Source organism: Pseudomonas sp. ITEM 17296 (assembly GCF_028895205.1).
In the GTDB taxonomy this organism is placed as follows: Bacteria; Pseudomonadota; Gammaproteobacteria; order Pseudomonadales; family Pseudomonadaceae; genus Aquipseudomonas; species Aquipseudomonas kermanshahensis.
Window position 1 is genome coordinate 212,980 of record NZ_WJRS01000002.1, and the last position, 15,225, is coordinate 228,204.

Sequence of the window (15,225 nt, forward strand, 5' to 3'; positions counted from 1 at the left end):
CAGAGCCCGCCGGCCCTGGGAGATGAGGATCAGTGGTTGCCGTGAGCGGCGTCCTTGTCGACCTTGACCACGCCCTGGAACAGCGCGAACTGCTTGACCCGCTCGATTGGCTGTTCACTCTCGGCCTGGCGTACTGCCTGGCTCAGCTGGGCCGAGTCCTGTTCATTGAGCCCGGCGCTGCGCAGGGTCGCCGGGTCGAGCAGTGAGTCGCCTGCGCACAACACCACGCGCCAGCCGTGAGGCCCTTTGCGCAACAGGGCACGACCGCCGCGCTGGTCCTGTAACCAACCGGCTACCGCATAGTCGTCCTGCACGGTAACCGGGCCCACGTCCAGCGGCGAATCTGGGCGTTCGAAGTTGTGTCGCATCAGTTGCTGGATGCTCTGCTGCTCGCTGGCGGTATCGGCCGCAGCCAGCAGCGGACTGCAGGCCAGCAGAAGGGCAAGGATCGGTGCTTTCATATGCTTGTTCCTTGTAAGGCTGCCGACGGCTGTCGGCAGCGTCCGGTGGCGGGCCTCAGAAGCCCATCTTCACACCCAATTGCGCCGAAGTGCCGGGCATCGGGTAGTTGGTGCGGTAGGCGTAATCACGGTCAAACAGGTTCTCCACGGCGACGAACACTTCGCCGACCTTGCCCAGCGCCGGCACGGCATAGCCCACGCGCATGTTGACCACGGTGAAGCTATCGACTTTGGAGAAGTTGCTGGCGCCGCCGGTGCGTTCCTCGGCCAGCACGTACATGTCCTTCTGGTACTGCGCATCAGCCGACAGGCGCCAAGGCCCGGTCTCGTAGGTGGTGCCCAGCGACAGCGATTTCTGCGGCGCGTAGGGCAGGGTCTTGAGCGATGGATCGAGCCAGGTGAAACCGACGAAGCTGCTCCAGTTGCTGGTCCAGCGTTGCTGCCAGGTGGCTTCGGCGCCCTTGATGTTGTAGTCACCCAGGTTGATATACGACGGGCGTGACACCGATGGCGGGAAGGCGAACAGGTAGCGGTCCTGCAGCTTGTCCTTGAACACCGCCAGGTCCAGGGTGGCGCTGTCGATGGGGTTGAAGCGCACGCCCAGTTCTTGGTGGTCGACTTTCTCGGGCTTCAGGTCCTTCCAGGTTTCACCCAGCGCCGGGATCAGGCTCGACATCACCGAGGCTTCCAGGCCGGGGTAGTTGATGCCGCGCGAGGCGTTGGCGCGGAATTCGACATTATTCGATGACAGCAGCAGGCCTGCGTGCGGGGCGGTGGCGTTGTCGAACACGTTGTGCTCATACGTGCGTACGCCCGCCGACGGGGTCAGGGTCCAGGTATCGTTTAGGGCAAAGGAATGGCTGACTGCGACGTGCGGCGACGTCACGCGTAGAGTGGGCGCGTCGAACTTCGCTTGTGGCGCCGGGGCGATGCGTTTGAAGTGGACCTCGCCCTTGCTCTCGTCGATGTCCAGGCCCAAGGCCACTTCGCCGCCTTGCCACGGGCGCAATTGCTCTTCCCAGCGAATGCCCTGCAGGGTGAAATCACTGATGGTGTCGCCGTCCAGGCCGGTTTGGTCAAGGGCTGAGCCACGACCTTCGTTGTGGTAGACCTTGAGGCTGCCATCGCCCCATTCGTGATTGTGGACCAAGGACAGTGAAGCGAGCGTGCCGCGGGTATTGAACTCACCATTCTTGGTTTCCGGCAGGCCCTTCTGGCCGGGGTCGGAGACCTGGTTGTTGGCATGCAGCAGCAGCAACCCGCTGCTCCAGTTCTCATTCAGCCGATAACCCAAGCGCGCCATGCCATTGTTCAGCCGGCCATCACCGTCACTGCGGTCACCGTCGGAGTGGGCTGCACCTTGGGCCAGCAGGTAATCGAAATCGCCTTCCCGGCCAATCAGGCTGGCTTGTTCGGTGGCCGTGCGGAAGCTGCCGCCGGTGAGTTGCAGCTCCCCATGGTGGTTGTCGCCCTGTTCGGCGACCTTGGGCGTCAGGTCGATGGCCGCGAAGGTGTTGCCGAACTTCTGCGGCTGAGGGCCTTTGTAAACGCTGATGCTCTGCATCGCGTTGATCGGCAGCAGGTCCAGCAGTGGGTGGCCCCAGACACTCATGTAGAACGGCACGCCGTCGATGTAGGTTTTGATCTCGCTGCCCGGGCGGCTGGCGCCCATGCCACGGATGTACACGGCTCCACCCTCGGCACCGCCGAACGAGCCGACCGGGTTGAAGCGCGATACGACCACACCAGGTGTGCGACGCAGGGCCGAGGACAGGTCCAAGGCATTGAGGTCGCGGACTTGCTCCTGGCCGACCACAGTGGTCAGGCTGCCGAAGCTGTCGACGTTGTTCTGATCGATGACCGAGGTGCCGACCACCGAGGTTTCGGCCAACTCCATCGTGTTGGTCTGAGCCAGCGTGGCTCCACTGGAAAAGGCGAGTGCGGCAGCGCAGCAAAGTGTTTTGTTATTCATGCTCTGGATATTCCTGTTGCGAAATACAGCCGTGACGGGCCTGTCTTGTGCGCATGACTATTCGCCATGGTCATCAAGCTCGGTGCACGATTGGGTATGAGCCTTGGTCAGGCTTCTGTAGGTGAGGCGCGTGGGTTGGCTGCAAGCCAAAGCTGGCGCGGCCAGGCCACGGGCAAGGTGAGGGGTAACGCGTTGTCTAGGTGGGCGACGGGAGGGACTGGAAGCCGAGATGTGAACGCAAGGCCGGTGGGGCTACACAGTGGACAGTCGATCGTGCTGCCGCTTGCCAAGGTGTCGCCAAGCCAAGGGGCGACACTGTTGGGATTGAGCGTCGCTACACCCTGGCCGCAGAACGCTCCGCCCATGCCATTTGGGATCAGGCCGATTACCTGGCCATGCCCGAGGCCGCAATGAAGCACGGCGAACAGAAGGCTGGCGTAGAGCGTCCAGGCTATTGAGCGGCGGCGTTCTGTTTGTCGATGCATATCCATTGCTCGATGGCCGCTGCTGTTGGGGGCGATGGGGCACTTTAGCAATGCTTCGCGTTTACGCCAGGTGCGACAGCCTGCCGCAGCTGAGTTGCTCCTAGTGCAGCTGACCGCCAGGGGGATACCGGTTCCGGGGTTATCTGGACATATAATCGATGACAGCCTTGTAGTCTTCTGCCGTACAGTCCACGCACAAACCGCGTGCCGGCATCGCGTTGAACCCCTCAGTCACGTGCTTGATCAGCACCTCGTCGCCCTTTGCCAGTCGAGGTTTCCAGGCTTCGTGGTCGCCTTTCTTTGGCGCCATGGGCAGCAGGCCGTTGTGGCACATCTGGCAGGAGCGGTTGAATACCGTCTCCGGATCTTGAGCCGCTTGGGCCAGGTTGGCGATTGCCAGGCAAACAAGCAGCGTCAGTGTTTTTTTCATGACCAATTTCTCAAGTTTTTTCGGAAATCCAGAATCTATGAGGGCAGTGGGATCTGTCAGGTGCGACCTCCAGCCGCACAGGTGCGGGGGGAACGTGGTCCGGCAGATTGTGATGAGCGGTGCGGCAGGGTGTCGCAGGCCTGCATCGCTCGGAAGCCGTGCTAAGTTGGACCTGATCCGGTGTTTTACTCTTGGCAGGGTTTTTCATCGGGTCAAACAAAAGCCGGGATGGCGTACCGCCCCGGCTTTTGTCTATCTGCGTCTCGAAAGGCGTCTTTCGTGAAAGGGCTACCTTTATCCTTTACTCGCTGCGGCGAGCGCTGCAGCTTTTGTGCTGAAGTCAGCCACCAGATCGATCATTGCCATTTGCACGCCTGCCGGGGCCGTCTTCATCGAGCCTGCGTTGAACGGCGGCTCGGGGTCGTCCTCGCTCATCAGTTGTGCGCACTCGGCGTAGGTCTGGTCCCGCAGTTCGGCCACCATGGAGAGGCCGAAGTCCAAACCAGCGGTAACCCCTGCACCGGTGATCCTGTTGCGGTCGCGAACGACGCGCGCATCAGTCGGGATTGCACCAAACCCGGCCAGCGCATCTCTACAGGACCAGTGCGAGGTAGCCTTGTAACTCTTGCGCAATCCGGCAGCCCCCAGGATCAGCGAACCCGAGCACACACTGGTGATGTATTTGGCACGGGCACCACGGTCGGCGAAGAATTCCAGGGTCGCTGGGTCTGATGCAGCGGCCAGGGTGCCGTCGGTGCCGCCGGGTGCAAACAGCACGGTCAGATCGCGCCGGCAGGTTTCAAAGGTCGTGTCTGGAATTACCGTCAATCCGGCATCACTGGTCACCGGGTCAAGTCATTTGGCGATGATGTAGATTTTCGCGCTCATGAGCGAGCCGAACATGCAGTGCGGGCCGATCAGATCCATTACCGTCATGCCGGGATACACCAGCATGCCGATCTGCTCATCGCCCATCCACTTCACCTTGTCCATCTCGGATCCCATGCTGGGAATGGCATGTGCATGGGGCATCGCCCCGGATGCACTGGCGGCCAGGGTAGAATTGCTCATCAGCGGGGCCAGTAAGGCGCCAAGCAGCAGGTTGCGGCGTTGGTTGTCGATCATGTCGAGGTCCTTAAAAGCGAGCACTAAGGGTGACGTACGCCGAGCGAGGCTGCGTTCGCAGCACCAATGGCGAGCCCAAGTACTGGTAAGTTTCGAAGACTTTGCGTCCAGCCAGGTTCACACCCGACAGCGACACGCTGTAACGGTCGAAGTCGTAGGAGGCCTGAGCGTCGAGAAGCGCGTAACCAGACACTGATACGGTGTTGGGCAGGGTCAGTTAGCGGGCACTGAGCGCTGTGACGCCCACGCCGAAAGAAAGGCCTTTGGCGGCGCCATCGAGAATGCGGTAGCGAGCGGCCAGGCGACCACTGTGCTTCGGAACCCTTGGCAGGCCGTCACCCGCGGGAATGGAGTTGTCCTCGCGGACTTCGGCCTGGGTATAGGCGTAGTTGGCGAGAATCGACACGGCTGGCGTCGGCTCCCAGGTCAAATACGTTTCGAAGCCGCGGGCCCGTTGTTCTCCACTCTGCACGCTATAGCCCATCACCGCGTTGGCCGGGTCGGGGTCGAGGGTCGCAACGTTGCGTCTTGTCTGCTCGAAAAGCGCGAGGGTGCCAGACAGGCCAATATCGGTGAACGCGAGTTTCACACCAGCTTCGTAGTTGCGGGAAAGCTCGGGCTTGGGTGCCTCCAGCCCGGTGAAGTTGAACGCACCGCGAAAACCTTCCGCATAGGCAGCATACAGGGCCAGGCTGTCGGTCAAGTCATAGGTGACGCCAAACCGTGGCGTAGCACGGTGGTATCGCTTGTCGATATCGCCGACAACTCCTTCCTGTTTGAGATCGATACTTGTGAAACGCAAGGACGCCAGGAGGTGCCAGCGTCCATAGGTGGCCTGATCCTGCAGATAAAGCGCGCTGGCTCGGTAATCATTCGTCGTTGCGCTGCCCGCCGAAAGCAGCGGGGTCGTACCGTAGTCCAAGTCATAGATGGGATTGGTCAGATCCAGCTCACCGACATACTCGGCACCCGACATCGCTGACCAGAAGTGCGTGCTGTCGTAGGTTGCCCCTACCAATAGCTCATGCTTTCCACCGAGCGCGTCGACGTTGAACGCCAAGTTGGCGTCCAGGGTACTTTCACGAACACTGCCCGGCAGGTAGAGCTTGTAGATCGAGTAGGTCGTCGGAGCCGCTACCGATCAGTTGCACCCAAGGCCCAACTGCCATAGTCCCGTGCCTGCATTTCGTAAGACTGACCGGTGACGGTCAGGCGCGTGTCGTCGTTGAAGTGGTGGGTCAGTTCCGCAGCGCTCAGGCGGTTTTCGATGGTGGTATGCGGCTGACCACGGCCTGCACCAGGAAAAGCATTGCGGTCAATCTGCCCGCGCAGCGCTTGCTCTGCCGGCAGGCCTGAGTACTCCAACTGGCTGCGTTTGTCGTACTGGCCGCGCAGCAGCAGCTCTGTGTCAGGAGATAGCTTGAAGGCAATGCTCGGTTGGATAGACCAGCGCTCACCCTCGACTTGGTCAATCCAACTGCCGTTTTTCTGGTACTCGGCAGTCAGACGGGCAGCGCTGTTGTCGTTGATTGGTGTGTTTAGATCAATCGCCGGGTTGATGGTGTCGAAACTGCCGGTTCGCATTGACAGCAATGCGCTCGGCTTGGCTTCGGGGCGCTTGTTCACCACGTTGATCAGGCCACCCAGCGGGGCACCCAGGCCGCCGCCATACAGTGTCGAGGTTGGCCCTTTGAGCACTTCCACACGTTCGACACCCATCATGCTGGTGGGATCGATATAGGCGGCTGTCCCGCCGAAAGCGGGCATGCCATTCATGTAAATTTCTGCTGGAAAGCCCCTCACGATGGGCTGGGTGAACAGCGTTTCCTCCGGCTTGGTCGGACGGACGCCGGATACATTGAGCAGTGCATCACCCAGGGTGGCACTGGACTGCTCCTCGATCAGTGAGCGGGTAATAACCTGGACTGACTGCGCTACTTCCTTCACCGGTGTATCGGTGCGGGTGGCCGATGTCGAATTGGCTTCGCTATAACTCGTACGCTGTCCTTTAACGATCAGAGGCTCCAGCGTCCAGCTCGCCTTGCTCTCTTGTGCGGGAGTGGCTTGCGCAGCAGCAACAACGGCAGTGTCACTCGCCAGCGCAACGTTATGCAGCGTCAGGCCAGCAGTCAGGCATACGCATTTACCCCGCAACTGGAAAGCGTGCTGTACGCAGATGTCTTGCAAAGTCGCGCCAAGGTCCAGCCAAACCGTTGGACGAACAAATTCAAAGTGCCCAGCACGCTGCAGGGCACCATGCGGTCATCACCGCCGTGCGACCTGCTCCGGGCGCAGGCGATACCACTCGGGTGATGTTCACTGACGCCAGCCACGGGGCGTCGGAGAGCCGGGCGGTGTTCGTCGACCCGGTCACGGCAGAGGTGCTGGGAGAGCTGAATGTGTATGGCACCAGCGGTGTGTTGCCGCTGCGAACCGCGATAGATCAGTTCCACCGAAGCCTGTTGCTCGGCGATCCGGGGCGTCTTTATAGCGAACTGGCTGCTTCCTGGCTGTGGGTCGCCGCTCTCGGCGGCTTGGCGCTTTGGCTGGCCAACCCTGCGGCTACGGGGCGTCGCAAAAGCATCCGCAGTCTGCACAGAACCGCCGGCTTGTGGTTGCTGCTGGGGTTGTTGTTCTTCTCGGCGACTGGACTCACCTGGTCACGCTTTGCAGGTGGCAACATCGGCGTACTACGCGCGCAGTTTGGTTGGGGTACGCCTACTGTCAGTACTGTTCTTGGCCCTAAAACATCACCCGCAGTGGTCGACCAGCATGCTGAGCACAATCACCACGCGATGGACATGAACATGTCCATGTCACCTCAGCAGGCCAAGCAGTTCCTCGGTGTGCTCAACAGTGCACGCTCGGCGGGGATTAACGCCGGCAAGGTTGAGATCAAGCCGGGCCGGGATGATGCCAGTGCCTGGATTGTCAGGGAGATCGCGCCCGGCCTGCCGACCCAGGTCGACGCTGTATCGATCGACCCACACAATCTGCAAGTCGTGGACGACGCCAGATTCTTGGATTATCCCCTCGCAGCCAAATTGACGCGGTGGGGAATCGACGTGTACATGGGGCTGCTGTTCGGTCCGCTTAATCAGTTGATCCTGGTAGTGACAGGCCTGGGCTTGGCGCTCATGGTGATTCTCGGCTACCTGATGTGGTGGCGGCGCCGGCCGGTCATCGCACGTCAGCCAACACTCCTCACAGCGTGGTGCGAGATCCCCACGCCTGGTCGTTATGGGCTGATCGTGGTCGGTGCGCTGCTCGGTTATGCGTTGCCTGTGCTGGGGGGCAGCCTAGTGTTGCTGCTGGCCCTTGATCTGGTTCTGACCCAACGGGCAACCACCGCCAGGACGGCGGATGAAACCCCGTGATCTGATGCGTATGGCAGGACGCCAACCTGGAATCAGTTTGGCGATCTTCGCCATGCTCATAGTGGTGCTCGGGCCGCTGATCGGCCAGGGCAGCGCATGGGTGCAGCGCGTAACAGCCGCTGAGGCGCCTGATCACTGCATGGCCATGCCAGCCACAGAGCATGGTTATGGGCATTCAAAGGCCCATTTGCATGACCTGCTGGATGCTTGCGGGTATTGCTCACTGTTTTTCCACACCCCAGGCATCCCACAGAGTCAGACTGGGCTGTATCTTCGAGCCGTCGCTACCTGCTACGGCAATCCGTTTTCCCTGCGTCTCGCTGCGCGTGATGTCCCGGTATTCCCCGGAGCCATGAGTCACGCCCCACCTGCAGGCTCGATGTCGTAAAGGCGCGTTCGAGCAACTCACTCACCATCGGTGAGGCTACCGTGTATTCCGACCTTACATCGAGACGATCCATGAACTCTTTGCGACTTGCCGTGCAGATCGCTGCTGCCTGCCTGCTTCCCCTGGCCTGCAAAAGCGCACTTGCCGAACCTGCACCAACCATCAACCTTGAGCTTCCAGCGACCCAAGTGAGTGGTCAGCCGATCAATGAAGCTGACGACCGCCTGCACCTGGACACCCCGAATGCCGTGGGTAGCCGCCTGGGCCTGACCGCCCGTGAAACACCAGCATCCATCGAGACCAAGACCCAGGCCGATATGCAGTAGAAAGGGCTGCGTACCACCAAAGAGGCGTTCGCCGACGTGATAGGCGTGACCGTGGGTAACGTGCCAGGCAACCCGGCCGTCATCTCAATGCGCGGCTTCACCGGGAACACCGTGAACGTTATGCAATACGGCGTGCGGGTGGCTGCCTCAACCGTCACCACACGCGACATGGACACTTGGAAGTACGAAAAGATTGAGGTACTGAAAGGCCCCGCGTCTGTCCTGTATGGCGAGGGCTCTCTGGGCGGTGCGGTGAACCTGGTCACACGCAAGCCGACCCTGGACGAGCAGAAGCTCGAAGGATTGATCAGCACCGGGAGTTTCGGAACCAAGCGGGCTGCGATCGGCGTCAATCAGCCTCTCAACGACACCATGGCGCTGCGTGCTGATGTCAGTTACGTGAATTCGGACGGTTTCTACGACGTCGATGACCAGGAAACGACCACGCTCAACATCAGCGCAAGCTTGCTGTTCAAACCCAACGACGATCTGTCGATGATCTTCGCGTTTGATCATGACTATGACGAATACGACTCCACCTACAACGGCTCCCTACTGGTGCCGGCGTCTGTGGCTCGCAACCCTAGTGGCATCGTGAGCAGCAAGAATGGCCTGGTGATCGACAAGTCGCTGCGACGCAGCAACTACAACCCTGACGGTGCCAACTCCGGTGCGCGCAGCACGTCATGGCGCTGGACCACCGACTACCGCCTGAGCGAAGACTGGACCCTCAACAACATCATCAGCTACTACACCGCTCACAGGGAGTTCTTCGTTTCTTCCGAGCAGAACTACAACGCCGGCACCGGGATGTTCAACCGAACCGTGCAGCGGGTCAGCTACGACCACCAGTTCTGGAACGAACGCCTCTCGGCCAGCACTGATCAGCTTATTGGCGGATTCCGGAACCGGTTCAGTGTGGGAGCAGAGTATAGCTACACCGATCTGAACAATCCATGGCAGAACGGGACCACCACATCAGTAGACCCGTGGAATCCCGACGTGGGCAGCTTCCCCTCAAGCGCCGCGCAAAACTGGCCGGGCGCAGGGCGCAACGTGCTGTATCAGTCGAATATGGACAACACCGCCGTCTTTGCCGAGGACGCCTTCAACCTCACGGACGACTGGCTGCTGATTGGCGGAATGCGTTATGAGGACATCAATCTGCGCCGCACGGTGGAAGACGTAACTCTGGGCACAGCACAGAAATTTCGCCCCACGTATGACCCGTTCTCTTGGCGCCTAGGCACCGTCTACAACCTGACCCCTGACATCCAACTCCATGCGCAGTACAGCACCGCCGTAACGCCGGTCTCGTCGCTTTTGCTCATTTCCTCGGCCAACGGCGACTTCGACCTCTCCAAGGGCCGGTCCGTGGAAGTGGACTTCAAGGCGTCGATGTTTGACGGACGGACAAGCTTGACTGGTGCGCTGTACCAGATCGACCTCGAAGATATTCTGACGCGCAATCCCAACGACAGCACCTGGACCGTGCAGGGCGGCAAACAGCGCTCGCGCGCCGTTGAGCTGACGAGCTCGGCACAGCTCACCTCGCAACTGCGGGCCGACCTCGGGGGTTCGGTTGTCGATGCGCATTACGAAGAGCTTGTCGAGGCAGGCGGTGCTGACCGCTCCGGTAACCATCCGGTCAACGTCCCACGAACAACCGCCAATGCAGCACTGATCTATCGTTTCGAATCCGTTCCAATCACAGTCGGCGAATACGTCAGGCACTCAGGCGGCTTCTACACCGACACCGCCAACACCTATTTCGTTGAGGGCTACACGACGCTCGACGCGTCGATTGCCTATGAAATGAAGAATGCGACCCTGACGCTTCGCGGGCGCAACCTCACCGATAGGTTCTATGGCGAGTACTCAGGCTATTCAGCGACCCAGATCTACCTCGGTGCTCCACGAAGCGTTGAGCTGAGCCTCGCTTTCAAGTTCTAGGTCGGCGGGAGATCAGTTCCTGGCTGTGCCTGCCGGAGCAGCCATCATCCAACAGACAGCGATTGAGGGCTTGGTCTGTGCGTTAAGAGTTAGCTGTCTGAGTTGTAGATGTAATCCATGTCCTCTGCGCGGATATTCCATTTTTCAGCGGTTTCGCGGGCGGTGCCTGCGTTGAGTAATACCTCATGAGCAGGGTGAGCAGGCTTGAGTAGTGGTGGGCAAAATGCCCGATCTCCATCGCAACGTTCCATTGCCTTGAGTTAGGTCGGGCATGGACATCCAAGGAACAGGCCAACGATTACCGGTGAGCCACTGGCAAGCCCCCCACGCGAGCGACTGGTCAAGTCGATGCAAATGACTGGTCACGTCGGATGCAAACAGGTGGTCAAGTGACTGCAATTACGCACGAGAATCCAGAAAGTTGAAACCAGTGTGCCAATCGCCACCATCACCGTGGAAAAGAAGTGCAGGCCACGGCCCACGCGGTTCCAGCCGAACAGCATCACACCGAGGAAGCTCGCTTCAAGGAAGAACGCGGTCAGTACTTCATACGTCAGCAGCGGCCCGGTCACAGCACCCGCGAAGTCGCTGAAGCGGCTTCAGTTGGTGCCGAACTGGTAGGCCATGACCAGGCCCAAGACAACGCCCATGCCGAAGTTCACGGCAAAGATTTTCGACCAGAAGTGGTAGAGGTCGCGGTAAACGCTTTGCTGGGTCTTGAGCCAAAGGCCTTCAAGTACCGCTAGATAACTGGCCAGGCCAATGGTGATGGCAGGGAAAAGGATGTGAAATCAAATAGTGAATGCGAACTGGATTCGGGCCAGGTCCAACGCCTCGAACATGCTCATAATGTTTAAGCCTCACGGGACGGCACCTTTCGGCGCCGGTTGCTGGAATAAGCGCTCAGGTCCTGGGCGAGCTTGCTGGCAGTAAATTCTTGAATGGTGCAAAGTCGTCGATGCGACGGCGGCGTCACTTTAAAGACCGTGCCAGGCATCACCAACTGCGACAATCTGCCCCGCCATGCGCCACTCGGCATCTGGCCGCAGCGAAGGCTGATGGCTGTGGCAGGGTGTCGCACCCAGGTTGCTCAGGGGGTGTGCTTCAACCTGAGCGCTTTCGGTGCTAGAGTCCGTGCCATGAATCGCAACCACTCCCACCGTCCTCTCACTACCTGGGCACTGTATTTCTGTGTCCTGTTCAATGTGTTTTCCTGTGGGCTGGGGCACGGTCAGGCGCTGGGCTTTGCCTTGATAGGGATCAGCGGTGTGTTCTGCAGTCTTGGTGGCGACACCTCGACGCTCCAGGCCGAGGAGGGTAGCGCGCTTGTAACCGAAGAATTGAGCAGCCCATTCGCTTGCCCGTTGTGTTCGGCATCCTTTTTTTGCCTGCTGTTTCTATTTGGCGTGTTCTGGTTATTGGCACGCGCCAATCGACGCCTGATCAATGCTGAGGTGCGCACTGAGGCGCCGCCTCGATATTGTTGGCCCTCGGCCAACCCACGCGCATCCCCTCTCTGAGACTATCTGCACTCGAGTGCTGGAGCGAGCTTTTGCTCATGCTCCAGGGCGCCTGATCGTCCATTTTCACGTCCGTCAGAACGTAGGTGGTGCGCCCAGGTGATCGTCAGCTGTCAAGGGCATGAGCCATGAACTATCTGATTATCTCGCCAGTACTGGCGGGTCTAGCGCTGCGCGTTGACTCCCGCCCGAGAGTGGTTTGACAGTGCAGCGCTGCGGCATGAGTAAAACCACCTGGGACAATTTATGGATAGCAGCGCTGATGGCGATGTTGTTCAAGGTGTTCGCCTTGTCCGTGGCCAGTGTTGCGGGTGAGCTGAGCTTGGTGCAACTGCTTTCCGGCAGTTACTGCGCTTCCGGTGGCGCGCAGTATCTGGCGGTAGACAAGGACCCGGTCAGTTCCTCGCAAGTGTCGGACTCGGGGCATTGCTGTTGTTCTCAGGCAAACGGTCCGGTGCCGATTACGGCTAGCCTGCTGCTCTCGCGCTGGCTGCCACAAATTTCTCCTGAGGTCCCTCAGGCCAGCGGTCAACACCGTTCGCCCCGTCATGACTGGCCATCGATCAACCCTCGCGCCTCGCCTGCATCAATCCTCTGATCCGAAGTGAATACAGGTTGTCGCCCTTCAGCGTTCTGCTGACGTGCGAGCCTGCCGATGGCTAATGATTTCAGGAGCACGCGATGTCTCGCGCCTTGACCTCTCCGGCGGTGCCGGTCCCCGGTAATGCACCTCGCAACGGTGATTTTTTGTTGCCGTTTCCCGATTACCCCTGCAATGCCCGCAGTTTCGTGCATCTTGACGCACGCCTGCTGCCGTACTGGCATACGTTGTTCGATGTATGTCCGAGCTTGCTCAAACTGGACCCTCCTGAAGGTCTGGAGCTATTTCGTCGTTTCATGACCTGGGCCTATCGGAATCATCCGTCACTGGACTGGACCTATTACGTCAGCGTCTGCCGCTGGCTGCTGAGTTCGCCTTACAAGGCCCAGGTTACCGATAAGCACATCGAAGCTTTTCTAGTCGCAGCGGCGGCGTTGTGGGTTGCCAGTGATGTTTCCCAAGCCCGTGGCCTGGTACTGGCTTGGCAACCGATGGGCGAGGTGGTGGTGGAGTGGAAGCAGGGGGCGCGTGCTGGCGCATTTACGCTTGAAGACAGCAAGCAACTGCCGTCGCCACCGTGGGACTTCTCATGGAGCCCACTCAGTGGCAAAGGTGCGGTCAGCTTTCGGCGTTGGTTGCCAGTGCCCGGCTAGGGCTGTGTGTTTGCACGGGCGGACCGAGGGCTCGCCCGACAGCGACATGATATTCAACCCACTTCGAGGCTCTGACGATGGATGTACTGCAATTCATGCGCGCGTTTCGTTCCGTGGTCCAGGCGGGCAGCCTGACGGGCGCGGCTGAACGACTGCAAACCAGCACGGCGAACATCTCCCGTATGCTCACGCAACTGGAGGCACACCTGCGTATTCGCCTGCTCAATCGCACCACTCGCCGTGTCGCCCTGACAGAAGCAGGCAAACGGTATCTGGCACGCTGCGAGCAGATACTTACGTTGGTAGACACGGCCGAGAGCGAGGTGCAGCAACAGCACAACCGGCCGATGGGGGAGTTGCGTATCCACGCGATGCACGGGTTGGGACAGCACTACGTGGTGGACCTGATCACCCGATACCGTAAACGCTATCCCGAGGTCACGTTCAAGCTGACGCTATCCAACCGATTGCCAGACCTGTACAAGGATGGCTATGACATGTCGATCCTGTTGCAGAACTCACCGCCTCAGGTGGCGTACTGTGTGCAGGCACTGGGTAGCGTAGACGCGATTCTCTGCGCGTCGCCAGGCTACCTGGCGAGCCATGCTCCCTTGGAAGGTGCGCAGGATTTGCGTGCGCATGCCTGTCTCAGCTTTTGTGATGGTGCGCGGCACTCTGATGATTGGCAGCTTTACGGCCCTTCTGGGCCAGTCAAGGTGCCGCTGGCGCAGACGCCACTACGGGTTGATTCGGAAGACGCAATGCGATCGGCGATCGTGGCGGGGTTGGGAATAGGTTTGCTGCCGGCATATGCGGCAGCTGAGGGTTTGCGCAACGGCAGTCTGCTCCAGGTGTTGCCAAGTTACCATGCTCGGCCTGGTGCTATCTATGCGATCTATCCGAGCCGGCAGCAGACGGATGTGCGCACCAGCACCTGGATCCATCATCTGATGGATCACATGCCGGGTATGTTGGCTGGCGATGTGCAGACCCTCTGTGCTTGAGGGGCCGTGCCAGTTCTGGTATCAGATCCAGGGGATCAAGACGATCACAGCAATGGGCAGAACCACTGCTGCAAGTAACGTCTGGCTGGCAATGATTCCTGCCATCAGGGGCGCATCCCCTCCTAGCTGCCGCGCCATGATGTAGGATGATGAGGCGGTCGGCAGTGCCTGGAAAAGCAATGCCGCGATGGCGGCCTTGCCGCCCAGCCCCACCACATGACAAGCGCACAGCGTCATCAGCGGCATGATCAGAAACTTGACCACCGATGAATACGCGACGGGTCGAAACCAACTGCGTACAGAGCCCAGCTCAAGCGCAGCCCCCACACAAAGCAAGCCCAACGGCAACGACGCTTGCCCTAAAGCCTTGATCACCGGCTCGATGCCAACCGGCAGGCCCAACCCCAGCGCCTGAAGCGCTATACCTGCGAAGCAGGCCAGAACAAGTGGGTTAAGTGCCACTTGCCTGGCAACCTTGCACACAGACATTCCGCCCCCTGTGCCGTAGCGGGCGAACACCAGTACACACAGAATGTTCACTGTCGGCACTATGGCCGCATTGGCTACGGCAGCCAGCGCGATGCCCTGGGCGCCGAACAAGCCGGCCACCACTGAGACGCCTACATAATTGTTGAAGCGCACCGCGCCCTGGAAAATGGACGTGAACGCCGCGTCGTTGTCTTTGATCAACGGACGGGCACCGACCATCAGCACCGCGACCATGACCGTCGAAAGGACAAGCGCCATGATCATCCCTTGGACGGGTACATTGTCCAGCTTGGCGGTCGCCAGACCGTGCAGAAAAAGCGCCGGCAGCAGAACGTAGTAACCCAGGCGCTCGGCCTGTGCCCAGAAGCTGTCTTGCAAAAATCGACTGCGCTTGAGCCAGGTACCCATGACAATCAGCAATGCGATAGGAGCAAGTGCTAT

Annotated in this window: 16 protein-coding genes and 1 pseudogene; 8 read left to right on the forward strand and 9 right to left on the reverse strand. The window is 59.9% G+C overall.

Going from position 1 to position 15,225, the window contains the following annotated elements; all coding sequences use genetic code 11:
• Positions 1–29: 29 nt before the first annotated feature.
• The 7 genes from GIB19_RS03560 to GIB19_RS03590 form a co-directional block, all read right to left on the reverse strand.
• The gene (locus GIB19_RS03560; protein WP_274883593.1) at positions 30–461 is read right to left on the reverse strand and encodes a copper uptake system-associated protein; all 432 of its coding nucleotides are present in this window, start codon (positions 459–461) and stop codon (positions 30–32) included.
• 55 nt (positions 462–516) lie between these two features.
• Positions 517–2,433, reverse strand: coding sequence for a TonB-dependent receptor domain-containing protein (locus GIB19_RS03565; RefSeq protein ID WP_274883595.1), 1,917 nt, complete (start codon positions 2,431–2,433; stop codon positions 517–519).
• Between the two features lie 624 nt (positions 2,434–3,057).
• Positions 3,058–3,348 (reverse strand): c-type cytochrome, encoded by a 291-nt coding sequence (locus GIB19_RS03570; RefSeq protein WP_125859179.1) that lies wholly within the window; start codon positions 3,346–3,348, stop codon positions 3,058–3,060.
• A gap of 294 nt (positions 3,349–3,642) precedes the next feature.
• A complete protein-coding gene (locus GIB19_RS03575; RefSeq protein ID WP_223811849.1) occupies positions 3,643–4,194 on the reverse strand; it encodes a DJ-1/PfpI family protein in 552 nt (183 codons plus the stop codon).
• A gap of 9 nt (positions 4,195–4,203) precedes the next feature.
• Positions 4,204–4,473: a hypothetical protein gene (locus tag GIB19_RS03580; RefSeq protein ID WP_274883598.1), complete on the reverse strand. Its 270-nt coding sequence runs from the start codon at positions 4,471–4,473 to the stop codon at positions 4,204–4,206.
• Between the two features lie 217 nt (positions 4,474–4,690).
• Complete coding sequence (locus tag GIB19_RS03585) at positions 4,691–5,533, reverse strand: TonB-dependent siderophore receptor (RefSeq protein ID WP_342456456.1); 843 nt, start codon at positions 5,531–5,533, stop codon at positions 4,691–4,693.
• 74 nt (positions 5,534–5,607) lie between these two features.
• Positions 5,608–6,660, reverse strand: coding sequence for a TonB-dependent siderophore receptor (locus GIB19_RS03590; protein ID WP_274883600.1), 1,053 nt, complete (start codon positions 6,658–6,660; stop codon positions 5,608–5,610).
• A gap of 26 nt (positions 6,661–6,686) precedes the next feature.
• On the opposite strand from GIB19_RS03590, the gene GIB19_RS03595 reads away from it, so the two are divergent.
• The 4 genes from GIB19_RS03595 to GIB19_RS03610 all read left to right on the forward strand — a co-directional run bounded on the left by GIB19_RS03595 (position 6,687) and on the right by GIB19_RS03610 (position 10,517).
• Positions 6,687–7,850 carry a PepSY-associated TM helix domain-containing protein gene (locus GIB19_RS03595; protein WP_190305999.1) on the forward strand — a complete coding sequence of 388 codons (1,164 nt, stop codon included), beginning with the start codon at positions 6,687–6,689 and terminating at the stop codon, positions 7,848–7,850.
• The gene (locus GIB19_RS03600; protein WP_274883607.1) at positions 7,837–8,238 is read left to right on the forward strand and encodes a DUF2946 domain-containing protein; all 402 of its coding nucleotides are present in this window, start codon (positions 7,837–7,839) and stop codon (positions 8,236–8,238) included. The genes GIB19_RS03595 and GIB19_RS03600 overlap by 14 nt, the downstream gene beginning before the upstream one ends.
• Before the next feature lie 71 nt (positions 8,239–8,309).
• Complete coding sequence (locus tag GIB19_RS03605) at positions 8,310–8,564, forward strand: hypothetical protein (RefSeq protein WP_125859177.1); 255 nt, start codon at positions 8,310–8,312, stop codon at positions 8,562–8,564.
• A gap of 6 nt (positions 8,565–8,570) precedes the next feature.
• Positions 8,571–10,517 carry a TonB-dependent receptor gene (locus GIB19_RS03610; protein WP_274883842.1) on the forward strand — a complete coding sequence of 649 codons (1,947 nt, stop codon included), beginning with the start codon at positions 8,571–8,573 and terminating at the stop codon, positions 10,515–10,517.
• Positions 10,518–10,915: 398 nt separating this feature from the next.
• On the opposite strand, the pseudogene GIB19_RS03615 reads toward GIB19_RS03610, so the two are convergent.
• Positions 10,916–11,365: pseudogene (locus GIB19_RS03615) on the reverse strand (cytochrome ubiquinol oxidase subunit I); the annotation flags it as partial.
• A 291-nt stretch (positions 11,366–11,656) separates the two neighbouring features.
• Between GIB19_RS03615 and GIB19_RS03620 the strand changes: the two are divergent.
• The 4 genes from GIB19_RS03620 (at position 11,657) to GIB19_RS03635 (ending at position 14,295) form a co-directional block, all read left to right on the forward strand.
• A complete protein-coding gene (locus GIB19_RS03620; protein ID WP_125859175.1) occupies positions 11,657–12,037 on the forward strand; it encodes a DUF2946 domain-containing protein in 381 nt (126 codons plus the stop codon).
• Positions 12,038–12,257: 220 nt separating this feature from the next.
• Complete coding sequence (locus GIB19_RS03625) at positions 12,258–12,635, forward strand: DUF2946 family protein (RefSeq protein ID WP_223811845.1); 378 nt, start codon at positions 12,258–12,260, stop codon at positions 12,633–12,635.
• 83 nt (positions 12,636–12,718) lie between these two features.
• The gene (locus GIB19_RS03630; protein ID WP_274883614.1) at positions 12,719–13,291 is read left to right on the forward strand and encodes a putative natural product biosynthesis protein; all 573 of its coding nucleotides are present in this window, start codon (positions 12,719–12,721) and stop codon (positions 13,289–13,291) included.
• 77 nt (positions 13,292–13,368) lie between these two features.
• A complete protein-coding gene (locus tag GIB19_RS03635) occupies positions 13,369–14,295 on the forward strand; it encodes a LysR family transcriptional regulator (RefSeq protein WP_125859173.1) in 927 nt (308 codons plus the stop codon).
• Positions 14,296–14,316: 21 nt separating this feature from the next.
• Here GIB19_RS03635 and GIB19_RS03640 read toward each other — a convergent pair whose 3' ends face one another.
• Positions 14,317–15,192 carry an AEC family transporter gene (locus tag GIB19_RS03640; RefSeq protein WP_407692102.1) on the reverse strand — a complete coding sequence of 292 codons (876 nt, stop codon included), beginning with the start codon at positions 15,190–15,192 and terminating at the stop codon, positions 14,317–14,319.
• Positions 15,193–15,225 lie beyond the last annotated feature (33 nt).